17 protein-coding genes and 1 tRNA gene are annotated in these 21,807 nt (G+C 74.3%); 8 read left to right on the top strand and 10 right to left on the bottom strand.

The window, feature by feature from the left end; all coding sequences use genetic code 11:
* The first annotated feature begins 1 nt into the window (after window position 1).
* From AB0K17_RS29770 to AB0K17_RS29755, 4 genes are all read left to right on the top strand, one after another.
* On the top strand, window positions 2-1,165 hold the full coding sequence (locus AB0K17_RS29770; protein WP_365967667.1) for a protein phosphatase 2C domain-containing protein: 1,164 nt from the start codon (window positions 2-4) through the stop codon (window positions 1,163-1,165).
* Between the two features lie 120 nt (window positions 1,166-1,285).
* Window positions 1,286-2,611, top strand: a complete 1,326-nt coding sequence (locus AB0K17_RS29765) for a VWA domain-containing protein (RefSeq protein ID WP_365967666.1) — start codon at window positions 1,286-1,288, stop codon at window positions 2,609-2,611.
* Between the two features lie 23 nt (window positions 2,612-2,634).
* Entirely contained in the window at window positions 2,635-3,750 is a 1,116-nt protein-coding gene (locus AB0K17_RS29760) for an FHA domain-containing protein (protein WP_365984892.1), read from the top strand.
* A gap of 50 nt (window positions 3,751-3,800) precedes the next feature.
* The gene (locus AB0K17_RS29755) at window positions 3,801-4,205 is read left to right on the top strand and encodes a globin (protein ID WP_365984891.1); all 405 of its coding nucleotides are present in this window, start codon (window positions 3,801-3,803) and stop codon (window positions 4,203-4,205) included.
* A gap of 407 nt (window positions 4,206-4,612) precedes the next feature.
* Here AB0K17_RS29755 and AB0K17_RS29750 read toward each other — a convergent pair whose 3' ends face one another.
* The 7 genes from AB0K17_RS29750 to AB0K17_RS29720 all read right to left on the bottom strand — a co-directional run bounded on the left by AB0K17_RS29750 (window position 4,613) and on the right by AB0K17_RS29720 (window position 13,630).
* Window positions 4,613-5,356, bottom strand: coding sequence for a hypothetical protein (locus AB0K17_RS29750; protein WP_365984890.1), 744 nt, complete (start codon window positions 5,354-5,356; stop codon window positions 4,613-4,615).
* Window positions 5,353-5,784, bottom strand: a complete 432-nt coding sequence (locus tag AB0K17_RS29745; protein ID WP_365967662.1) for a thioesterase family protein — start codon at window positions 5,782-5,784, stop codon at window positions 5,353-5,355. The genes AB0K17_RS29750 and AB0K17_RS29745 overlap by 4 nt, the downstream gene beginning before the upstream one ends.
* Window positions 5,785-5,786: 2 nt before the next feature.
* Window positions 5,787-7,451, bottom strand: coding sequence for an energy-dependent translational throttle protein EttA (gene ettA, locus AB0K17_RS29740; protein WP_365967661.1), 1,665 nt, complete (start codon window positions 7,449-7,451; stop codon window positions 5,787-5,789).
* Window positions 7,452-7,591: 140 nt separating this feature from the next.
* Window positions 7,592-9,007, bottom strand: coding sequence for a Cys-Gln thioester bond-forming surface protein (locus tag AB0K17_RS29735; protein ID WP_365984889.1), 1,416 nt, complete (start codon window positions 9,005-9,007; stop codon window positions 7,592-7,594).
* A 246-nt stretch (window positions 9,008-9,253) separates the two neighbouring features.
* Window positions 9,254-9,715, bottom strand: a complete 462-nt coding sequence (locus tag AB0K17_RS29730; protein WP_365984888.1) for a single-stranded DNA-binding protein — start codon at window positions 9,713-9,715, stop codon at window positions 9,254-9,256.
* 205 nt (window positions 9,716-9,920) lie between these two features.
* Window positions 9,921-11,861: a GTPase gene (locus AB0K17_RS29725; RefSeq protein WP_365984896.1), complete on the bottom strand. Its 1,941-nt coding sequence runs from the start codon at window positions 11,859-11,861 to the stop codon at window positions 9,921-9,923.
* A 128-nt stretch (window positions 11,862-11,989) separates the two neighbouring features.
* Window positions 11,990-13,630: a dynamin family protein gene (locus tag AB0K17_RS29720; RefSeq protein WP_365984895.1), complete on the bottom strand. Its 1,641-nt coding sequence runs from the start codon at window positions 13,628-13,630 to the stop codon at window positions 11,990-11,992.
* A gap of 305 nt (window positions 13,631-13,935) precedes the next feature.
* Here AB0K17_RS29720 and AB0K17_RS29715 point away from each other — a divergent pair.
* A tRNA-Arg gene (locus tag AB0K17_RS29715) sits at window positions 13,936-14,008 on the top strand.
* Between the two features lie 66 nt (window positions 14,009-14,074).
* Here the strand turns inward: AB0K17_RS29715 and AB0K17_RS29710 are convergent.
* Window positions 14,075-16,147 (bottom strand): UvrD-helicase domain-containing protein, encoded by a 2,073-nt coding sequence (locus tag AB0K17_RS29710; RefSeq protein ID WP_365984887.1) that lies wholly within the window; start codon window positions 16,145-16,147, stop codon window positions 14,075-14,077.
* Between the two features lie 155 nt (window positions 16,148-16,302).
* On the opposite strand from AB0K17_RS29710, the gene AB0K17_RS29705 reads away from it, so the two are divergent.
* Window positions 16,303-16,827: a hypothetical protein gene (locus AB0K17_RS29705; protein WP_365984886.1), complete on the top strand. Its 525-nt coding sequence runs from the start codon at window positions 16,303-16,305 to the stop codon at window positions 16,825-16,827.
* A gap of 28 nt (window positions 16,828-16,855) precedes the next feature.
* Window positions 16,856-18,055, top strand: a complete 1,200-nt coding sequence (locus AB0K17_RS29700) for a hypothetical protein (RefSeq protein ID WP_365984885.1) — start codon at window positions 16,856-16,858, stop codon at window positions 18,053-18,055.
* A 218-nt stretch (window positions 18,056-18,273) separates the two neighbouring features.
* Here AB0K17_RS29700 and AB0K17_RS29695 read toward each other — a convergent pair whose 3' ends face one another.
* Together AB0K17_RS29695 and AB0K17_RS29690 are read right to left on the bottom strand one after the other, a co-directional pair.
* The gene (locus AB0K17_RS29695) at window positions 18,274-20,361 is read right to left on the bottom strand and encodes a hypothetical protein (protein WP_365984884.1); all 2,088 of its coding nucleotides are present in this window, start codon (window positions 20,359-20,361) and stop codon (window positions 18,274-18,276) included.
* A gap of 218 nt (window positions 20,362-20,579) precedes the next feature.
* Entirely contained in the window at window positions 20,580-20,822 is a 243-nt protein-coding gene (locus tag AB0K17_RS29690) for a chaplin (RefSeq protein ID WP_365967655.1), read from the bottom strand.
* Window positions 20,823-21,048: 226 nt separating this feature from the next.
* Between AB0K17_RS29690 and AB0K17_RS29685 the strand changes: the two genes are divergently transcribed.
* Window positions 21,049-21,720, top strand: coding sequence for a 4'-phosphopantetheinyl transferase superfamily protein (locus AB0K17_RS29685; RefSeq protein WP_365967654.1), 672 nt, complete (start codon window positions 21,049-21,051; stop codon window positions 21,718-21,720).
* The last annotated feature ends 87 nt before the right edge of the window (window positions 21,721-21,807 follow it).

The following is a 21,807-nucleotide window of genomic DNA, read 5'->3' as shown; positions in this document are numbered from 1 at the left end:
GATGTCGCAACTGCCCCCACAGCTGACGGTGTGTCCCGTCTGCCACGAACCGCTGGAGCCCTCCGACAACTTCTGCGGAGGCTGCGGTGCCGCCCTGGCTGCGGTACCGCCCGTGCCCGCCGGCGGGCACGGCACCGGCCGGTGGCGACCCGACACGCCCGCGGCGCGGGAGGCGGCCGAATGCCGCGAGGCCCCGGGGGGCGGCGCCGTACCGGCGCAGGCCGAGCACGGCGCGAGCCCCGGCAGGCCGTGCGCGGCCTGCCGTTCGGGCATGATCGACAACGACGGGTACTGCGAACACTGCGGGCATGCACAACCGCGCGAACGGGATCACATGGAGCACGAGTCGGCAGGCGTCGCGGCAGTCAGCGACCGCGGCCTGCGCCACCACCGCAACGAGGACGCCTACGCCGTGTCCACCCCGCAAGCGGCCGGCGGCCGGCCGGCCGTCGTCGCCGTCGTCAGTGACGGCGTGTCCTCCGCGGCGCGCCCCGACGAGGCGTCGGCCGCCGCCGTACGGGCCGCGCACGACGTCCTGGTGGCGGAGCTGGAACGGGGCACGGCACCCCGGGAGGCCACGCACACCGCGATCGTGCACGCCGCGGAGGCGGTCACCGACCTGGCCGCCACCCCTGCGGGCGAGGCGCGCGAGCACGACCCGTACCGCCAGGGCAACGCCCCGGCCTGCACCGTGGTCAGCGCCGTGGTCACCGGTGACCTGCTGACCGTCGGCTGGGTCGGCGACAGCCGCGTCTACTGGGTGCCCGACGACCGCTCCACCCAGCCGGCGCGGCTGACCGAGGACGACTCCTGGGCCGCCCAGATGGTCGCCGCCGGGCTGATGAGCGAGGCCGAGGCGTACGCCGACGAGCGCGCCCACGCCATCACCGGCTGGCTGGGCGCCGACGCGTACGAGGTGGTGCCGCACACCGCCTCGTACCACCCGGACCGGCCGGGCGTGGTGATCGTGTGCACCGACGGGCTGTGGAACTACGCCGAGTCGGCCGAGGAGATGGCCGAGGTCGTGCCGGCCGACGCCCGCAGCAGGCCGCTGGAGTGCGCACGCCGTCTGCTGGCGCACGCCCTGGACGGCGGGGGCCACGACAACGTAACAGTGGCGGTACTGCCGTTCCCGGCCCGGCCGGAAGGGGCAGGATCGGCCTGACGGCCAAGCGTTCACGGGGGGATCCACACGCCGGTGCCGGCCTCGCCGCACCGCGCGGCTGTCCGCCCCGCCGCACGCCCGTGCACCACCCACGTGCAGACGTACGAAGGAGCGGATGAGATGGCCAGCTTCGGCAAGGCGAGCCTGCCGCGCTTCTCGGTCGAGGTCTACCAGAACGTCAACCTTCCCGAAGGCGGCCGCGAGGTCAACGCGATCGTCACGGTCACCGCCGACGCCGGCCAGGGCGGGGCGGGGGAGCCGGCCTCCGGCGGCGGGCAGCAGGCGGCGGTGGTCCTGATGGTGGACTGCTCCGGCTCGATGGACTACCCGCCGGCCAAGATGCGCAGCGCCCGCGAGGCCACGGCCGCCGCGATCGACGCCCTGCGCGACGGCGTCGCCTTCGCCGTCGTCGCCGGCACCCACCAGGCGCGCGAGGTCTATCCGGCGGGCGGCAGGCTCGCGGTGGCCGACGCCACCACCCGCGGCCAGGCCAAGGAGGCACTGCGCAAGCTGAGCGCGGGCGGCGGCACGGCGATCGGCACCTGGCTGCGGCTGGCCGACCGGCTGCTGTCCTCCTCCGACGCGGCGATACGCCACGGCATCCTGCTGACCGACGGCCGCAACGAGCACGAGGAGCCGGAGGCGCTGCGCGCGTCGCTGGACGCCTGCGCGGGCCGCTTCACCTGCGACGCCCGCGGCGTGGGCACGGACTGGGAGGTCAAGGAGGTCACGGGCATAGCCTCCGCCCTGCTGGGCAGTGCCGACATCGTCGCCGATCCGGCCGGCCTGGCCGCCGACTTCACGCAGATGATGGAGTCGGTGATGGGCAAGGAGGTCGGCGACGTCGCGCTGCGACTGTGGATCCCGCAGGGCGCCGAGGTGATGTTCGTCAAGCAGGTCGCGCCGACCGTGGAGGAGCTGACGCAGCGGCGGCAGGAGAGCGGGCCGCGGACCGGCGACTACCCCACGGGCGCCTGGGGGGACGAGTCCCGCGACTACCACGTGTGCGTCAAGGTGCCCGAGGCCCGGGTGGGGCAGGAGATGCTCGCCGCCCGGGCCTCGCTCGTCCGCCCCGGGGCCGACGGCTCCGCGCAGGTCCTCGCCCAGGGCCTGGTGCGCGCGGTGTGGACGGACGACCTGGTCGCCTCCACCGCCATCAACCCGCAGGTGGCCCACTACACCGGCCAGGCCGAGCTCGCCCAGGCCATCCAGCAGGGGCTGGAGCTGCGCAAGGCCGGCGACATCGGCGGGGCGACGGCCCGGCTCGGCCGGGCGGTCCAGCTCGCCAGCCGCTCCGGTCACGAGGACACCGCGAAACTGCTGGCCAAGGTGGTGGACGTGGTCGACGCCGCGAACGGTACTGTGCGGCTGAAGGCCAGGGTGTCGGAGGAGGCGGAAATGACCCTCGAGACCCGGTCCACCAAGACCGTTCGTGTCAAGAAGTGACGCCAGAGGGGGAATCGACCGACATGCCGACCTGCCCGAACGGCCACCCTTCGGTGGCCGACGACTGGTGCGAGGTGTGCGGCCACCGGATGCAGGGGGCCGCCGCGGCCTCCCCCGCCGTCCCCCCGCCGCCGCCCGCCGCGCCGCCGGCACCGCCGGCGCCCCCGGGCCCGCCCGGCCCGCCCGCCCCCGGTGCCACGGGCGGCTACGGCTACCCGGGGCCCGCCGGCGACGCCACCGTCCAGGCCGAGCTGTGCCCGCAGTGCCGCACGCCGCGCGAGGCGCAGGCGCCGTTCTGCGAGGAGTGCCGCTACAACTTCGTCACCCGCTCGGCCAACCCGTACGCCTCGCCGCCGCCCCTGCCCGGCCACGGGCTGCAGTCCGCGCCGCCGCCCCCGCCGCCGCCCGCGCACCCCCAGCAGCCGCCGCAGGGCTTCGACTACCAGGGCTCGCGGCCCTCCCGGGTCAACCGGCCTGCCGAGCCGCTGCCCCCGCAGGGCCCCGGCCAGGGCTACGGGACGGCCGCCCCGGGCTACGACGCGCAGGACTACGAGGCACAGGGCTACGACGCACAGGGCTACAGCTCGCAGCGGCACGCCACCCCGGGCCGCACCGCCCCCGGCTACGACGACGACTGGGTGCTCCCCCCGCCGGAGGGCGCGCCCGAGCCGCCCGCGGCCCCCGGCACGTACGGGTACGAGACGCCCGGCCACCAGCCGGAGCCGGAGCAGCCCGCCGGCTGGGTGGCCGTCGTCGCCCCGGACCGCGAGTACTTCCTGTCGATGATGAACCGCAGCGGCCCGGAGGCGGCGGGGCTGAACCTGCCCGCCTACTCCCCCGAGCTGCGCTTCCCGCTGGACGGCGGGCAGATCACCATCGGCCGCCGGCGGCACAGCACCGGCGAGTCCCCCGACATCGACCTCTCCCGCCCGCCGGAGGACCCGGGCGTCTCCCACCAGCACGCCATGCTGGTGCAGCAGCCGGACGGCAGCTGGGCCGTGGTCGACCAGGACTCCACCAACGGCACGACGATCAACGGTTCGGAGGATCCCATCCAGCCGTACGTGCCGGTGCCGCTGCGCGAGGGCGACCGGGTGCACGTGGGCGCGTGGACGACGATCACGGTGCGGCGGGGCTGAGGAGTCTTGAGGCGGAGGTCCTCGGTCCGGTGGTCTGAGACCATGGAGGGGTGATGGAGATTCCGCGCGGCACGCTTCAGGAGCAGACCTTTTACGAGCAGGTCGGCGGGGAGCAGACCTTCCGGCGCCTGGCCCACCGCTTCTACGAGGGAGTGGCCGAGGACCCGCTGCTGCGGCCGATGTACCCCGAGGAGGACCTCGGCCCGGCCGAGGAACGCCTGGCCCTGTTCCTGATGCAGTACTGGGGCGGTCCGCGCACCTACAGCGAGAACCGCGGCCACCCCCGGCTGCGGATGCGCCACGCGCCGTTCACCGTGGACCGGGCCGCCCACGACGCCTGGCTGCAGCACATGCGCGACGCCGTCGACGAGCTCGGGCTGGAGCCCGGGCTCGAACGACAGCTGTGGAACTACCTGACGTACGCGGCCGCCACCATGATCAACACGGCCGACTGACGGGAACGGCACAGAAGGCCGGGCCGCGGCGCCCCGTAGGGGGCGTGGGGCAGTGCCGGATTAGCGGCTGCCGCCGCGGGGGCGCGACAAGCCACGAGGCGCCCGCAGCTGGAGTGCCGGCGTGCTGCGCCGAGACCCCGGGGCGCCCTCACGGACCACTGCACGATCCGGGTCAGGCCTTAGGCCGTGTCCGGCGAATCTTCGTCAGGCGCCACCACGGCGCCCCGTAGGGGCGCGGGGAACTGCGCGATCGGCCAGCGACGGCCCGCAGTCGAGGTGCCGGGGCGAGGCGCAGCACCCCATCTGCGGGCGTGTCGTGGCTTGTCGCGCCCCCCGCGGCGGCAGCCGCACATCGACAAGGGGCCCCGCGCCCCTTACGGGGCAGTGCATGATCCGCCGGATACGGCCTAGCGCCTGGGCGTGACCGACAGGTCCCGCAGGCCGCCGCCGGTGCTCACGGCCACCGAACCGTGCGGCGTGCGCAGCCGCAGCCAGCCCCGCGCGGCGAACAGCGCCAGCGGCTCGGGGGCCAGTGCCGTGGCCGCGCCGTTGCGGGCGCCCGCGGGCGCCTGGACCCGGGCCGGGCGCAGGAAGCCCAGCGCCTGGGCGGCGTGCACTGCCCGCAGGGGCAGCCCCGTCTCCCCCAGGGTGCGGGACCAGATCTCCCGGCCGATGCGGTCGCGCTCGGCCCGGGTGCGGTGCTGCTCGGGCAGCGCCTCGTCCCGGGCACGGAACTCCGCGACCGCCGCGGCCACGGCGGCACGCACCGCCTGCTCGCCGGGCAGGCCCTCGACGCGCTGCCAGCCGCCGCGCGGCGGCAGCACCCCGGCCCACGGCGGGCCGGTGACCGGGGGCGGAACGACGATGCCGACAGCGGCATCGTGCCGGGCCGGCTCCCCTTCGCGCGGCTCGTCCAGGGCGTCCAGGAGCTGCCCCGCCGAGACGGTGACGTCCAGCTCGGCCGGGTCGGCCAGCCGGGCGGTGCGCACGGCCAGCACCTCGAAGGACGGCGGCCGGCCGAAGGCCGCGAGAACCCCGCCGCCGGCCTGCAGCCGGACGGCCGCGGCACGGTCGAAGTGGATCAGCCGGGCCAGGAAGGCGGCCAGGTCGGCCGCCTCCCCGGCGTCGGCGAAGCGCAGCCGCTGCGTCATGCGGCGACGGCCTCCTCCGCGGCGTCGTCCTCGTACGCCAGGAGCAGCTCGCGCTCCTCCGGGGTGACCCGGCGCGGGCGGCCCGCGGCGAGGTCGAACGGCACGACCACGGTCGAGGCGCGGACGTAGGTCTGCTCGGCGTCCTTGATCTCGTAGGAGACCGTCATGGACGCCGCGCCGATCTTCGCCACCCACAGCTCGACGGTCACCGGCTCGGGCCGGTGGACCAGCGGACGCAGGTAGTCGATCTCGTGGCGGGCCACGACGGACCCGTCCGCGAAGTTGCCCTGCGTCGCGCCCTGCTTCACCGCGTGGATGAAGTCGATCCGGGCCTCTTCGAGGTAACGCAGGAAGACCGCGTTGTTGACATGGCCGTAGGCGTCCATGTCGGACCAGCGCAGGGGGCAGGAGTAGCGGTAGCGCGCCACGGTCAGCCCCGGGTGAGCTTCTTGTAGGTGGCGCGGTGCGGACGAGCCGCGTCCGGGCCGAGACGCTCGATCTTGTTCTTCTCGTACGACTCGAAGTTGCCCTCGAACCAGAACCACTTGGAGTTGCCCTCGTACGCCAGGATGTGGGTGGCGACCCGGTCGAGGAACCAACGGTCGTGGGAGACGACCACGGCGCAGCCGGGGAAGTCGAGCAGGGCGTTCTCCAGCGAGGAGAGCGTCTCGACGTCGAGGTCGTTGGTCGGCTCGTCGAGGAGCAGCAGGTTGCCGCCCTGCTTGAGGGTGAGCGCCAGGTTCAGGCGGTTGCGCTCACCACCGGAGAGCACGCCGGCCGGCTTCTGCTGGTCCGGGCCCTTGAAGCCGAACGCGGAGACGTAGGCGCGCGAGGGCATCTCGACCTGGCCGACGTTGATGTAGTCCAGCTCGTCGGAGACGACGGCCCACAGCGTCTTCTTGGGGTCGATGTTGGAGCGGTTCTGGTCGACGTAGGAGATCTTGACCGTCTCGCCGACCCTGATGTCGCCGGAGTCCGGCTTCTCCAGGCCCTGGATCATCTTGAACAGGGTGGTCTTGCCGGCGCCGTTGGGGCCGATGACACCGACGATGCCGTTGCGCGGCAGGGTGAAGGACAGGTCGTCGATCAGGACCTTGTCACCGAAGGCCTTGGAGAGGTTGTTGACCTCGACGACGACGTTGCCCAGGCGCGGGCCCGGCGGGATCTGGATCTCCTCGAAGTCCAGCTTCCGCATCTTGTCGGCCTCGGCGGCCATCTCCTCGTAGCGGGCGAGGCGCGCCTTGGACTTGGCCTGGCGGCCCTTGGCGTTGGAGCGGACCCACTCCAGCTCTTCCTTCAGGCGCTTCTGGCGCTTGGCGTCCTTCTGGCCCTCGACCTTCAGACGGGCGGCCTTGTTCTCCAGGTAGGTGGAGTAGTTGCCCTCGTAGGGGTGGGCGCGGCCGCGGTCGAGCTCCAGGATCCACTCGGCGACGTTGTCGAGGAAGTACCGGTCGTGGGTGATCGCCACGACGGTGCCCGCGTACTGGGCCAGGTGCTGCTCCAGCCAGTTCACCGACTCGGCGTCGAGGTGGTTGGTGGGCTCGTCGAGCAGCAGGAGGTCGGGGGCCTCCAGCAGCAGCTTGCACAGGGCCACGCGGCGCTTCTCACCACCGGAGAGGTTGGTGACCTGCCAGTCGGCGGGCGGGCAGCCCAGCGCGTCCATGGCCTGCTCCAGCTGAGCGTCGAGGTCCCAGGCGCCCGCGTGGTCCAGCTCCTCCTGGAGCTTGCCCATCTCGTCCAGCAGCGCGTCGGAGTAGTCGGTGGCCATCAGCTCGGCGATCTCGTTGAACCGGTCGAGCTTGCCCTTGATCTCCGCGACGCCGTCCTGGACGTTCTCCAGCACCGTCTTGGACTCGTCGAGCTTCGGCTCCTGCATCAGGATGCCGACGCTGTAGCCGGGCGAGAGGAACGCGTCGCCGTTCGACGGCTGCTCCAGCCCGGCCATGATCTTGAGGACGGTGGACTTACCGGCACCGTTGGGGCCGACCACACCGATCTTCGCACCGGGCAGGAAGCTCAGCGTCACGTCATCGAGGATGACCTTGTCGCCGTGCGCCTTGCGCGTCTTGCGCATGGTGTAGATGTACTCAGCCAAGAGAAACCGTCCGGCAATCGAGAAGGGCCAATGTGCGGCTCCGCCGCGTGAGGGCAGATACACCCCATCTTGCCGTACCGGTACCCCTGGGCGGAAACGCGTTGTGCCCGGCGGGCCGCCGCGTCACCGGGCACCCCGCGTCACTGGTCGCCGGCCGCCTCCGTACGGCGCAGGAGGAAGACGGCGGCGCCGCCCACGACGATCAAGGCTATGGCCACGCCGGCCACCTCGGGCGTGGCGCCGCTGCCCCCGGTGCCGGCGAGGTCGCCGCCGGCCGCGGGGCCACCACCGGTGCTCGCCTTGTGCACGACGGCGGGGCTCGCCACGGCGGAGGGCCTGGCGGTGCCGGAGCCCTCGGCGGCGCCGGTCTCGGCGGTGCGGCAGTCGAGGATGCCGGAGAAGGTCCTGGCGAAGCCGCCGGGCCCGGTGACCTGGAGCCGGTACGCCTGGTCCTCGCCGACCCGGACCAGCGTCGTCTCGGTGCGGCCGGGGGCGACGGTGTGCGGACGGCCCTGCAGCTCGTGGGTGAACGGGCGGTCCCCCTTGTTCTCCACGGCGACCTGCACTCCGCCCGCCGCGCAGTCCTTCCGGGCGGTCACCGCGGGTATCGCCCCCTTGGTCGCCCAGGTGGCCCCGGCCGCCGCCGAGACGGTGCTCTCGCTGGACCCGGCGAGGATCATGGTCTGGGTCCGGGTGTGGTCACCGATGAAGGCGCGGCCCACGGGGACCTTGGTGGCGGCCGTGGCCTTCAGCGCGGCGGAGCCGTCGGGGGCGCCGGCGGGGACGTCGAAGTAGACCTCGCCGCCGTTGCCGGTGGTGGTGACGGGCTTGCCCGCCTTGTCGACGAGCCGGACGTTCTTGGCGACCGCGGCGGCGGAGGGCGTGACGGTGACGCTGCTCGCGTCCGTGCGGACCGTGACGGGGCCTATGCGTCCGCCGGCCCGGCCGGAGACGGCCGCCGGGGTCAGGGTCAGGGACGCCTGGGGCTCCGGGGTGTCCTCGGCGTGTCCGTAGAGGTAGTCGGCGAGCTTCTGGGCCTCGGGGCTGACGGCGTCGACCTTGACGGAGTCGGAGTAGCGCCAGACGGCGATCTGGGTGCCGGCGGCGGCGCTGTTGGCGTCGAGGGTGCCGGCGCCGGAGTCCTTGGCGAGCGCGGCGAGATCGTTGACCTGCGGATAGGAGTGCTGCAGGATCCAGCGGATCCGGCCGGCGTTGGGATTGTCGTGCAGCGAGGACTCGCCCCAGCCCGTCTCCTTGTACTTGGCGCCGTCGACGGTGTTGGTGAGGATGTCGACGCAGTACGTCTGCAGGGTGCCGCCGCCGTCGACCTTCATCTCGAACAGGCCCGCCATGACGGGGCCGGTCCTGCGCCGGTCGTGCACCACGGCGCCGCCGCCGGCGGTGATGCGGCCGAGGGTGGCGCTCACGCCGCCCTGCTGCGTGCCCTCCTCGGTGGCCGCGGCGCCGGAGGCCGCCGTGCCGGCGAGCGTCAGACCGCACGCCACCAGCAGCACCAGGGCGCGGCGGACGATCCCCCGCCCCTTCACAGAGTTCATGGATTTCCTTTCGCGCGGGCGCGGACCGCGCACGGACCGGCCCCGGCCGTCGCACGAGCGCCCCGTCGGACAACTCGGAACGCAGGTGCCCCCGTTGCCATGCAGGGGATCTTAAAGATCAGTTGCAGGGCTCCGGGCCGCACATCTCTTCGGACGGCCGATCCGAATCGGAATCGTTATCACATCAACGTTTGACAGCGGAGATTATCGATAAATCACCGGAACCACTTCCTCCGCGAGGGGCCGTCAGGACCCCGGCCCCGGCTCCCCGCCGCCGGCCTGGCCCGCTCCCCCGGCGCCGACCGCGGCCACCACGCGGACCGGCTCGACCGGCAGCGGCAGCCGGGCCGGCGCGACCCTGCGGAAGGCGGAGGTGCCGCGCGTCAGGTCGTGGCCGATGGAGACCGCGTCGATGTCCGCCGACAGCCAGCGTCTGCCCTCGCGCTCCTGCTCCTGGATGCGCAACCTGCCCTGCACGATGACCGGTTCGCCCACCGACACCGACCCGACCACGTTCGCCGCCAGGGTGCGCCAGGCCCACACGGTGTAGAAGCTGGTGTACGCATCCGCCCACTCCTCGCGCTGGCGGTCCCAGCGGCGCACCGTGGCCGCGAGCCGGAAGCGCGAGAGGGCCGCACCGTTGGCCGCCTCCCTGAAGTCGGGCTGCGTCGCCACGTTCCCCACGACCGTCACGAGCGTCTCGTTCATCGGAAGGCTCCTCCCCCGTCGCCGGAACCGGTCGCCACGACCGGTCCGGACTTCATCGTGCCCGGGCCCCGCGATCCCCGCTGAGGGCTGTGGACAAGCGGCGGCATGGGGAAAAAGCCGTCACCCTTGAGGGGAAGCCTGAGGCCGGCCCGTGAGGCCGGGCTTGAGGCCGGGCTGGGGACCAGGCTTGAGGCCGGGCTTGAGGTCAGGCCTCGCCCGCGGCGATCACGTACTGGGCCCGTACCTCCCGGTACCGCAGCAGCTCCGCCGCCACCGGCTCCAGGACGCGGGCCCGGCCGCAGCACGCGGCGGCGCTGCGCAGCCGGTGCTCGGTCTCCAGCCCGTACCCCCGCGCCGGCCCGCGGGCGGCGAGCCGGCCGCACCAGGCCAGCACCGGGCCGGCCAGGCCGCCGCCGGCCATGAGGACCGCCGGCGCCCACCAGGGGCCGCCCGCGAAGTCCCCGGTCACGTCCCCCACCATCCAGGCCAGCCCCAGCAGTTGCACCAGCGACAGCATGCCCTGGCCGGCCGCGACCGCCGCCCACCAGCGGGGCCGCACGGTCTGGGAGCGGGCGCCGCCGCGCCGGCCGCCGCCGCTCGTCGGCCACACGCCCGTGCGGCCGCCGTCGGCGCGCCCCACGCCCGTGGGCGGCTCGGCGCCGCCCGTGCCGACGGGCCGCCGCGCGCCCGGCACCTCGGCCGCCGACGCCGTGGCGGCCACCTCGTCCAGGGCCTCGGCCAGGCCTTCCGCGCCCCGGGCGGCCGCCTCGCGCACCGCCTGCGCCCAGGGGTCCGGCAGCCCGGCGGACGCCTCGTACGCCAGGGCCCGTACCGCCTGCTCGACCAGCGGCCGGGAGGCCGTACGGCGGGGCGCGGGCCCCGTACCGATGCCGCTCGGGCCTCTGGCGTCACCGACGGCGCACTCGTCACCGCCACCGTCGCCGCCCCGCGCCGTGCGCGGTGCGAATCCGGCGAACCTCTTGCACCACTCGTAGCAGTAGCGCAGACGCATCCATGCCGTACCGCAGGCCCGCTCGGCGTCCCGGCGCCACGCCCGTTCCGCGGCGAGCCCGGCCGCCTGGGCGCCGACCGCCTCCGCCAGCCGGTCCTCGAACTCCTGCCGCGCCCGCTCGGTCAGCCCCGGCCGCACGTCGGTGACGTAGGCGGGCCGCAGCCGGGCCGAGACGCCGTCGACATCGGCCGTCAGCCGCAGCTCCGCCGCGTTCCGGCGGGCCACGAAGCCGCCCAGGGCGTCGCGCAGTTCGCTCACGCCCGCCCCGGTCAGTGCGGACAGGGCCAGCACCGCGGCCCCGGGCTCGCCGTGCTCGCCGAGGGCGATGCCGTCCTCGTCCAGCAGCCGCCGCAGGTCGTCCAGCACCTGGTCCGCGGCGTCCGCGGAGAGCCGGTCGACCTGGTTGAGCACGACGAACGTCACCTCCGCATAGCCCGCCAGCGGCCGCAGGTAGCGCTCGTGCAGCACGGCGTCCGCGTACTTCTCCGGGTCCACCACCCAGATCACCGCGTCCACCAGGCCCAGCAGCCGGTCCACCTGCTCGCGGTGGCCGGGCGCCGCCGAGTCGTGGTCGGGCAGGTCGAGCAGCACCAGGCCGGCGAGTGCCGGGTCGTACGGCCGGACCGGCTGGCGGCGGGCGCGGGCGGGGATGCCCAGGCGCTCCAGCAGGCCGTCCGCCCGGTCGCTCCACGCGCACGCGACGGGCATGGCGGTCGTGGGGCGGCGCACGCCGGCCTCCGAGAGCTGGGCCCGTGCGAGGGTGTTGAACAGCGTGGACTTCCCGCTGCCCGTCGCCCCTGCGATGGCCACGACCGTCAGGTCCAGCGCGTGGCGGTGCCGGGCGGCGGCCTCCTCCAGTACGCGCCCCGCCTCGGCGAGCGTGCGCCGGTCCAGGCGGGCCCGGGAGAGCCCGACCAGTTCGCGCAGGGCGTCCAGGCGCGGTCGCAGTGCGAGCCCGACCGGGGAGGGCGAGGGGGCGATGCGGGGCACGGCCGGTGGCGCGGGCTCCGGCAGGGGCCCGGCGTGGGCGGCCCGGCGCGGGGCCGGCTCGGGGCGGGAGCGGCGGGCGATGAGGCCGTCGTTCCAGTAGCGGTCGGGGCGCGCCGTGGGACCGAGGCGCTCGGCGGACACCATGCGCTCCGTGTCGCTTTCATGCGCCTCCGACTCCGCGGAGGCGCCGGCGTCGATGTCGTTCCCGATCCCGGTCCCGGTGTCGTCCCCGGGGTCCGCGGCCCGGCCATCGTCCCTTGTGGACACGGCCGTCACCTCTCCTTCTGCAACAGGGACAGCGCCGCGATGAGCTCCACCTGGTGGTCCGGGGTCATCTCCAGTGCTTCGAGCGGCCCCGTACGGCGGTCGCGCTCGGCGTCGAGGACCTGCTCCAGGCAGTCGGCCAGCAACTGCCCGCCGCGATCGCGCAGTCGCAGCGCGCGCTGGGCGCCGTAGGCCGACGCCAGCGTCGCGCCCGCGCCGGCGGCCCGCCGGCCGCCCAGCAGCGCCGCGGCCAGCAGCGCGGCGGTGCGCTCGCTCTCGGCCCCCTTGTCGCGCTCGGCGGCCCGGACCTCCTCCTCCGCGATCTCCTCCAGGCACCGCCGCCACCGGCGCACGGCCACGCCCACCCGGGCGCGCATCCCGTCCGGGTCGCGGGGGCCGAGGGCGTCCGTGGCGGCCGGATCGCTCTCGGAGTACGCGGCGATCTCCTCGTCGGCGGCGTCCGCGGCGCAGCTCAGCAGCGCGACGACGGAGCCGGTCAGGGCGGTGAGCAGTTCGTCGGGGGTGCTGTCGTCGGGGTAGCCGCGCCAGTGCGTCAGGGCGTCCCCGGCCAGCGCCTCGCCCGCCTCGATCTCGCTCCGCACCCGCTCGATCGCCCGCCCGTAGGCGTCCTCCACGCGCTGCAGGGTCCGTACGGCGGCGGCGTGCTGCACGGCGAAGGCCCCGGCGAGCCCGGGGAGCCGGGAGCCCAGCGAGGACAGCACCCCGCGCGCGGTACGGGCGGTGGCGACGGCCCTGGCGGCGGGGTCCTCGGCGCGCTGGGCGAGCCAGGCGCGCAGCCCGGCGACCGCGGTGGAGGGCAGCAGTCCGCTGCCGTCGGCGGATTCGGGCAACTCCGGGATGGTGAAGCGCGGCACGTCGCCGAGGCCGGCGTTCTCCAGCAGCGCGTCGTACTGCCGGGAGACCTCGACGGCCACCTGGTGCGGCACCCGGTCCAGCACGGTCACGAGCGTGACGTCGTACTCCTTGGCCGTGCGCAGCAGGTGCCAGGGGACCGCGTCGGCGTAGCGGGTGGCGGTCGTGACCAGCACCCAGATGTCGGCGGCGCAGACCAGGGCGGCGGCCAGGTCGCGGTTGCGGGCGACCAGGGAGTCGATGTCGGGGGCGTCCAGCAGGGCGAGGCCGCGCGGCAGGGAGCGGTCGGTCTCGATGCGCAGGGCGAGCGGGGTGTCCTCGTCCTCCTCGGGCTCGGGAACGGCCGTCGTCACCTCTTCCTCGTCGACGCCCTCGGCGGCGCAGGCGCCGGCGGCGCCGTCCTGGGCCGGCACCCACACCCGGCGCAGCCGGGGCAGCACCCGGGGGCCGGCGAACCAGTGATGATCGTCGGGATGGCAGACCAGGACCGGGGTACGCGTGGTGGGGCGCAGCACCCCCGCCTCGGTGACCCGCCGCCCCACCAGCGAGTTCACCAGAGTGGACTTGCCGGCCCCGGTGGACCCGCCCACCACGGCCAGCAGCGGCGCCTCGGGCGCGCACAGGCGGGGGATCAGGTAGTCGTCGAGCTGCGCCAGCAATTCGGCCCGGTTCCGGCGGGCCCGGGCGGCGCCGGGAAGGGAGAGCGGGAAGCGTGCGGCGTCCACGCGGTCACGCAGTGCGGACAGCGCGTCGAGCAGTCGGGGCCGTACGTCCAAGGTCGCCACACGTGCAGAATGCCCAACTCTGGGGTGATTTTGAAACATATTGGCCCTCGGGCGCACAGCGTGGCGCACGGGGCCCAGGCATAACGAGTAGACAACACCCGCTTCCCGGGACGTCAAAAACGATGCGAAAATCGCACCTGCCTGCGATTATCAGGACCGCTTCACCGAACCTCCACATCGTGCTACGGAGGTGAAGCAACCGGGACGAGGTACGCGGAGCCCTATCCTTGTCCCCGGCAAGGTCACGGCACCACCGAGCCCGGGGCTTCAGCCGTCCGCGACCGCCGCACATACCGGCCCCCGTAGCTCAGTGGATAGAGCAGGCGCCTTCTAAGCGCTTGGCCGCAGGTTCGAGTCCTGCCGGGGGCGCTCCGCAAAACATATGCGCCCCTCCCCTCCGGGAGGGGCGTTTTCCGTTGCCCGAGGGGCGCCCGGTCAGAGAGTGCGCCGCACCGCGCCCAGCCAGAGGGTGTCGCGGGCCCGGGTCATGGCCACGAAGAGCTGGGTGCGCTCCAACTCGGCGCGCTCGCCGGCGATGTCCTCGTCCGTCGGGCCGGGGCCGGGGGGCGGGGTGTGGTCGGGGAGGTAGACGTGGGCGAACTCCAGCCCCTTGGCGCGGCGGTAGCTGCCGACCTTCACGGCGGCGACCGGGCGGCCGTCGTAGCGGTCCAAGGAGCACTGGGGGATGCCCGCACGGTCCAGCAGGTGCTGGTAGTGGGCGGTCTCGCGGCGGGAGCGGCACAGGACGGCCGAGTCCGGCCAGGTGGGCTCGCCCCGCTCGCGCAGGGCCGCCAGCAGGGCCCGGTCGTGCTCGGCCGGGGTCCGGCAGACGGACCGCAGGACCTGGCCGCCGTGGTAGGTGAGGTCCACCTCGCGCAGGCCGGCGGTGCGGGTGCCGTCGATGTCGTCGAAGGCGTCGTCGGCGACGACGGCCAGCGCGGCGCCGAGGATCTCCTTGGCGTTGCGGTAGTTGGTGCGCAGGATCTGGCCGCGGTCGCCTCGCACGTCGATGCCGGCGTCCGACAGGCGGAAGCCGCCGGGGTAGACGGCCTGCTGGCCGTCGCCGACCAGGAGCAGGCCGTTGGGCGCGTCGCCGACCAGGGCGTGCAGCAGGCGCACCCCCACCAGGGTCAGGTCCTGGACCTCGTCGGCGATGACGGCGGCGTACGGGGAACGGCCCGGGCGGACGCGGGCCTCGGCCAGGGCGAGCGCAAGGATGTCGTTGAAGTCGTGCACGCCGCGCCGGATGCGCACGCGCTCGTACTCCTCGTACAGCGCCCAGACCGCCTCGCGGTGCGGGCGGCGCAGGTTGGTGCGGCGGCGGTGCCGGCGCAACGTCGCGTACTCCTCGAAGCGGGTGATGCCGCGGCCCTTTATGACGCGGTCGATCTCCTCGTGCCAGTACCCGGGCGAGGGGTCGAGGGAGGCCAGGACGCTGTGCCGGCCCAGGTGCAGCCAGGCGCGGCTGAAGGCGTCCTCGGCCTTGCCGCCGTGCAGGTTGTGCGGGATGCCGCGCTCGTCGAGGAAGCGCTGGGCCCACGCGTGCAGGCTGCGGAACTCCACCCGGTCGGCGACGGCCGGCGACATCGTGCGCAGGAACGTGCGCTGCACGCGCGGCAGGTTGCTCGCGAAGGTCACATACAGGATCCGGCCCGTCGTGCGCCGGGCCAGGTGCGCGGCGCGGTGCAGGGCGACGACGGTCTTGCCGGTGCCGGCGGGGCCGCTCACCCGGGCCGGGCCGGACCAGTTGCGTCGCACCAGGGCGAGCTGGGCGGGGTGCAGGAAGGTCATCCACTGCTCGATCGGGCCGCCGCGAGCCGCCGCCACGGCCGCCTCGCACAGGCCGTCGAGGTCGAACAGGGCCTCCGCGGGGGCGCCCGGTGCCACCCCGTGCGCGCCGGGGTGCTCCTCCGGCAGCGCCGAGCTCTCGTACGCCGGGAAGACCTGCGCCAGGTGATCGGCGACCGCCCGTACGCCCGGCGGTGTCAGCCGCGCGCGCTCGGCCAGCAGGGCGGGGCCCACCTCCCGCTCACCCAGCAGCCGCACCCGGCCCAGCTCGCCGGTGAAGGAGCGGCCGGCGAAGACCATGACCGGCTGGACGGCCACCGGCGACATGCCCAGCGCCGCCACGGCCGCCTCGGCCAGCCGCGTGACGGCCAGCAGCTTGCCGATCTCGCCGTCGCGCCGCTGCCGGCCCGCGGTCAGGTGCCCCTCGGCGGCGCCGGGCGGTGCCTGCCAGTTCTTGACGTCGATGACGAAGACGCCACCCGGCCCCACCAGCAGCATGTCCACGTTGGCCGACCGCGTCCCCGGCCAGCGCCGGTCCACCAGCAGCCGCCAGCCACGGCCGGTGAGCATCAGCAGTTGGGCCGCGACTTTGCGCTCGCCCTCGCTGGCCGCCTCCCACCGCCGCGCCTCGCGCTGTGCCGCGATCAGCTGCTCGCGCAGCTCGCGCTCGTGCCGCCGGGCCTCCTGGGCCCTGACCGATGCCGATCCCCCAGCCACCATCGCCCGCCCCCCTTGCCTGCATCCTCCCCCAGAACTTGCATATATACGCAAAGTGATGATCCTACTGCTCCCTGAAGTCGCCGTCAGGGCAGCAGGTATGGTCGCCCGGACGGGCTCGGAGCCGGGGGACGCACCAGCACGACACGGGAGGGGTCATGCCGGACGCACAGGTGTCGCCGTCGCACGTCCTGCTGCGGGACGACGCCGCCCGGTGGGCCACCGCCCCGCCCGAGCGGACGGTGCTGGCGGTCATCCACAACGTCACCTCCGCCACGCGGCTACTGGACCTCCTGGCGCCCTTCGAGGGGGACAGCCGGGTGCAGGTGCTCTTCACCTGCACCGGGTCGTCGGCGTTCGACACGGGCATACGGGAGTTCGTCGCGGCCCGCCAGCTGCCGTACGTCCCCTGGGAGGAGGCGAAGCGGCACAAGTTCGACTTGGCGGTGAGCAGCAGCCGGGGCGGCGAACTGCATGCGATAGACGCTCCGTTGATCGGCGCACCGCACGGCGCCGGATACAATAAATACTTGCACCGGACACCGGACACCGGACACCGGACACCGGACACCGGACACCGGACACCGGACACCGGAAGCCTTCGGCCTGGATGCCGAGTGGCTCACCCACGACGGCGAGCTGATCCCCTCCGCCGTCGTCCTCTCCCACGACGAACAGCGTGAACGCCTGCGCCGCGGCTGCCCGCAGGCCGTGCCCGCCTCCGTCGTCGCCGGCGACCCCTGCATGGACACCCTGCGCGCCGGCCTGCCCTTCCGCGACGAGTACCGCGCCGCCCTCGGGCTGCTGCCCGGGCAGAAGCTGCTCGTCCTGACCTCCACCTGGGGCCGGCACTCCCTCCTCGGCGCGGACGTCGGCCTCGTACGCCGCGCGCTGGCCGAACTGCCGCAGGACGAATACCGCGTGCTGGCCGCCGTCCACCCCAACGTCTGGTACGGCCACGGCGGCTGGCAGGTACGCGCCTGGCTGGCACCCTGCCTGCGGGCCGGGCTGCTGCTGCCCGCACCGGAGAGCGACGTCTGGAAGGCCGCCCTGCCGGCCGCGGACGCCTTCATCGGCGACCACGGCTCGCTGACCCTGTACGCGGCGGCACTCGGCATACCCGGGCTGCTCGGCGCCTTCGGCCACGACGTGGTCGCCGACGGCTCGCCCATGGAACTCCTGGGAGCGGCACTGTCGCACGTGGACGCGCACGAACCGCTCGAACGGCAGCTGCGCCGCGCGGTCGCCGCCCGCGCCGGCGACGAACGGCTCGCCCGGATCGGCGACCTGGTCACCTCCCGCCCGATGCGCGCGGCGGCACTGCTGCGCCGCCTGTACTACGCCCGGCTCCGGCTCGACGAGCCCGCCGACCCGGCCGTCCCGCGCCCGGTCCCCCTGCCGCTGCCCCTGCCCACCGAGCGGCGCGGTCCGGGCACACCACCAGTACTTGTCGACCGCCGCGCCCCGGTGGCCGGCGGCGGGGCGCTCTCGCTGCGCCGGTACCCGGCCGATCTGCAGGGCGCCCGGGCCGGGCACCTCACCGATCCGCACGTGGTCGCCGCCGAAGGCGAACCGGACGCCCGGTGGGCGCACAGCGCCGATGTCCTGCTGGCCCGGCCGCCGGCGCCCGGCGAGACCCACCGCACGGCAGCCGCCCGGCTCCTGCGGCAGTACCCGGGTTGCTCCCTGGTGTCTTTCACCGACGGAGAAGCCGGCTGCACGATCCACGCGCGCGGTGGGCAGCGGACGACGGCGACCTGGGAGGCGCCGCACAGTCCTGTGTACACGGCGGCTGTTGCAGCCTCGGCCCTGTTTGTCGCCGCCACCACTTCAAACCTCCCGGCGGACGGGCTTCTGGTGGACGTCGCCGACGGCATTCCGCCCGCCCGCCTGGCCGTACGACAGCACTAGGGCGTGTCCGGCGGATCGTCGTCACGCGCCACCACGGCGCCCCGTAAGGGGCGCGGGGAACTGCGCGATCAGCCGGCGACGGCCCGCAGCTGACACGCCACCCCGGAGTCCGGGCAATCCGCAAGCACGTCGTGGCTTGTCGCGCCCACGCGGCGGCAGCCGCACATCGACACCGCCCCGCGCCCCTACGGGGCACTGCATGATCCGCCGGAGACGGCCTAGTCGGTGCCGAGTCGCTCCCGCGCGGCCGCGGACAGGGGGTTGCCCAGCGTCCCGTACAGGTGCGCCGCACGCCGCCAGTCGGCCTCGGCGGCCTCGCGTTCGCCCTGCTGTGCCAGCACGTCGCCGCGCAGCAGCAGGATGTCGGCCTCCTCCTTGGGCGCGCCGCACGAGGCGATCAGCTCGGCTGCTTCGTCCAGCGGCTTGCGGGCCTCGTCCGTGCGGTCGGCGTGCAGCCGGGCACGGGCGTACTGCCACAGGGCCTTGGCCTCGTTGAACCGGTCCGGCAGTGCCGCGAAGAGGCTGCGGGCCCGCAGCAGCAGGCGGGCCGCTTCCTCGTGCCGGTGCTCGGCGCTGCGGGCCCGGCCGAGGTGGAAGGTCAGCAGCGCCCTGCCGCGTGGGTGGTCCACGCCCTCCAGTGCCGCCACTGCCCGTTCGAAGCGACCGGCGGCGGCCGCCGGATCGCCTGCGCGCAGGTCGAGCAGGCCCAGGCCCTCCAGGGCGGAGGAGACGGTCCGGGCGTGAGCGATGGCCGTCGCCTCGCGCAGGGCGTGCCCGTAGTGTTCGCGGACGATCGCCATGTCCCCGTCGGCGTCGCGGTCGGCGTGGGCGAAGGCCAGCTCCAGGTGCATGCGGGCCACCGCCAGGCGGTCGTCGCCGTGGCGGGCGGCGGCCAGTCCCCGGGCGCACACGGCCGTCCAGTCCGTGTGGTACTTGCGTCGGAAGAAGAAGCCGCGCAGGGCCTCGCACAGCTGCCAGACCTGTGCGTACCGCCCCGTCTCATGGGCCAGTTCGACGACGGCCACGACGTTGGCGCGGTCGGCCTCGAAGGCGTCCAGCGCCTCCTGTGCGCTGCCGAAGACGTCGGCGAGCTCCTCCGGCCGGGTGAACAACGGGCCGTGCCGCCAGCGCTCGGAGGTGCGCCACTCGACGGCGGCGGCCCGCCGCACGTACCAGTCGACATAGGTGTCCACAAAGGCGTACGTGTCGACGGAGCCGTCCGGGCGCAGGGCCTGGGTGCGGGCGTGGTCGTGCACCAGGCCGTGCATCCGCAGCCGCCCCTCGCCGGCGGGCTCCAGCAGCCGTTCGCGCTGGAGGGCGCGCACGTCGTCGTCCGCGGCGGCGACGTGGCGCACGAGGTCGCGGGAGAACTCCGGCGTCGGGTGCAGGCCCAGGGCGCGGTAGAGCCGCGCGGGGCCCGGCGGCAGGGCGGCGTACACGGCGTCGAAGACCTGGGCCACGGAGAGGTCGTCGGGCACGGCGAGTGCCTCCAGCCGCGTACGGCGGTCGTTGAGTTCGCGGGCGAGTGCGTGGAGATCCTCCCCGTTCTCCAGCAGTTCACCCACCCGGGCACCTGCGATCCGTACGGCCAGGGGCAGTCCTGCGCAGGCGTCCAGGACGCCGGTGAGCGCGGGCCGGTCCAGGACGCCGCCGCCCGCCACGGCGTGCAGGAGCTCGGCGCCGGAGGCCTCGTCCAGGGCGTCCAGGCGGACGGTGAGCGTGCGCGGGTGGCTGGCGCGCAGGCCGGTGAGGGCGAAGCGGCTGGTGACGACGACCACGCTCGCGGGATGGCCCGGCAGCAGCGGGCGCACCTGGCCGGGGTTGACGGCGTTGTCGAGGAGGACGAGGGCGGGGGCGTCCGCGGTCAGCGAGCGGTAGCGGGCGGCGAGGCCCGCGAGGCCGGCCGGGCGGTCGCCGTGCGGACCGGACAGCTCGGTCACGAAGCGTTCGAGGACGGCGAGGGGGTCGCGGGGGCCGAGCGGGCCCGTGGCGGCGAGGTCGTCCTGGAGGTGGCCGCCGGGGAAGGCGGGGCCGAGCCGGTGCAGCCAGCGCAGTGCGGTGGCCGTCTTGCCCATCCCGGGCAGGCCCGTCAGGACGACGACCAGGGGCGCACTGGCATCGCCGCGTTCGTCGAGGGCGCGCCTCAGCTCGGCGAAGACCGCGGTGCGGTCGACGTAGACGTCGGGCGGGGGCGCCAGCAGCCGCGGCGGGCGCCGCTCGGGATGCCCGTAGTGGACAGTGTGGGCCTGAATCACCGTGTCGTGGTAGGTGCCGCCCTCGATGGTGTTGCCGCCGTCCCCGCCCATGCTCCCCGCCCGCCCCGCCATCGGTTCAGGGAAGTGATCCTACGTGCGAGCACCTGCACCTGACAGAGCATCATCTGTTGGCGCCCGCGTTCTCCCCGTGGAGGCGAGGGCGCATGGCGTCCGCCGGTACGGGGACCGGGGACGCCATGCGCCCTCGGTGTGCGGTCGCGGGCCGGGGAGCGCCCCGCGACCGCAGCACCGGCGTCGCCGGGCGTGCGTCAGCCGGCGATGCAGACGTTGCCCGACGCCGCGTTCAGCAGGCCGATGATGATGTCGATGCTGTTGCCGCAGATGTTGATCGGAACGTGGATCGGGACCTGGATGACGTTGCCCGAGATGACACCCGGGGAGCCGACGGCGGCACCCTTCGCTCCGGAGTCGGCGACAGCTCCGCCGGAGACACCGGCGAGCGTGGCGCCGACGGCGGCGGTGACAACTGCTGCCCTGGCGATTCGTGACATGGGGAGACACCTTTACTTGGTCGTACGGGACGGGCACCCGGCCCGTGAGGGCCGGGAGCCCGGATCAACGTGTGGCGACAACAAAGGTTTCGTCCATGAAGCGTCCGGGTGATCCCGATGTGGGCCGATCAACAGAATGACTGGGTTTCCCATTGGCTTCCCACCTGGCAGGGTGCCTTTCGTACATGCACTCCGGCCGCTTCGACCAAAGGAATGACCGGCGCACATGATTGGCACGCTGCTGCCCTCACCGATCCAGACGGCCGAGGCGTTCGAGGACCCCGCCCAGACCCCTGCCCTCTTCCCCGAGGAGGAGGCCCTGATCGCCCGCGCCGTGGACAAGCGGCGCCGGGAGTTCTCCACGGTGCGGGCCTGCGCCCGCACCGCCCTGGGCCGCCTGGGCGTGGCACCGGCGGCGATCATTCCCGGGCAGCGCGGCGCGCCGCAGTGGCCGCAGGGGGTCATCGGCAGCATGACGCACTGCGCGGGCTACCGGGGTGCGGCCGTGGCGCTGGCCGGCGACGTCCTGACGATCGGCGTGGACGCCGAGCCCAACCTGCCGCTGCCGCAGGGCGGCGTGCGGGATCTGGTGACGCGCCCGGAGGAGCACGGGTGGCTGGCCCGGCTGGAGGCCGAGCGGCCCTCCGTGCACTGGGACCGGCTGGTCTTCAGTGCCAAGGAGAGCGTCTACAAGGCGTGGTTCCCGCTCACCCGGCAGTGGCTGGACTTCCAGGACGCCGTCATCGAGGTGGACCCCGACGCCGGCACGTTCACGGCCCGGGTGCTCAAGGCGGAGCCGCTGCGGGCGGCGACGGGCGGCCGGCTGGCCGGCTTTGAGGGACGGTGGCTGGTGCGCGACGGGCTGGTGCTGACGGCGATCGCGGTGCCGGCGGCCTAGGTGTGTTGTCCCGGGACGTTGGTGACACGCGTGCTGGGTGCTTGAACGGGTGAGGGCCTTCTGGCTCGGTGGGGATTGCGACATCTC

Origin of the sequence: Streptomyces sp. NPDC049585, from assembly GCF_040675615.1 — a bacterium.
Lineage (GTDB): Bacteria > Actinomycetota > Actinomycetes > Streptomycetales > Streptomycetaceae > Streptomyces > Streptomyces luteosporeus.
Note: the sequence above shows the minus strand (reverse complement) of the source record. Positions and strands in the feature narration are given on the sequence as shown.

What these genes read in the sequence shown, in the direction of transcription:
- AB0K17_RS29735 (WP_365984889.1), bottom strand. Translation starts at nt 9,007, where the DNA reads ATGAACTCTGTGAAGGGGCGGGGGATCGTCCGCCGCGCCCTGGTGCTG.
- AB0K17_RS29690 (WP_365967655.1), bottom strand. Translation starts at nt 20,822, where the DNA reads ATGTCACGAATCGCCAGGGCAGCAGTTGTCACCGCCGCCGTCGGCGCC.
- AB0K17_RS29695 (WP_365984884.1), bottom strand. Translation starts at nt 20,361, where the DNA reads ATGGGCGGGGACGGCGGCAACACCATCGAGGGCGGCACCTACCACGAC.
- AB0K17_RS29765 (WP_365967666.1), top strand. Translation starts at nt 1,286, where the DNA reads ATGGCCAGCTTCGGCAAGGCGAGCCTGCCGCGCTTCTCGGTCGAGGTC.
- AB0K17_RS29760 (WP_365984892.1), top strand. Translation starts at nt 2,635, where the DNA reads ATGCCGACCTGCCCGAACGGCCACCCTTCGGTGGCCGACGACTGGTGC.
- AB0K17_RS29705 (WP_365984886.1), top strand. Translation starts at nt 16,303, where the DNA reads ATGCCGGACGCACAGGTGTCGCCGTCGCACGTCCTGCTGCGGGACGAC.
- AB0K17_RS29730 (WP_365984888.1), bottom strand. Translation starts at nt 9,715, where the DNA reads ATGAACGAGACGCTCGTGACGGTCGTGGGGAACGTGGCGACGCAGCCC.
- AB0K17_RS29770 (WP_365967667.1), top strand. Translation starts at nt 2, where the DNA reads ATGTCGCAACTGCCCCCACAGCTGACGGTGTGTCCCGTCTGCCACGAA.
- AB0K17_RS29750 (WP_365984890.1), bottom strand. Translation starts at nt 5,356, where the DNA reads ATGACGCAGCGGCTGCGCTTCGCCGACGCCGGGGAGGCGGCCGACCTG.
- AB0K17_RS29710 (WP_365984887.1), bottom strand. Translation starts at nt 16,147, where the DNA reads ATGGTGGCTGGGGGATCGGCATCGGTCAGGGCCCAGGAGGCCCGGCGG.
- AB0K17_RS29725 (WP_365984896.1), bottom strand. Translation starts at nt 11,861, where the DNA reads ATGGTGTCCGCCGAGCGCCTCGGTCCCACGGCGCGCCCCGACCGCTAC.
- AB0K17_RS29685 (WP_365967654.1), top strand. Translation starts at nt 21,049, where the DNA reads ATGATTGGCACGCTGCTGCCCTCACCGATCCAGACGGCCGAGGCGTTC.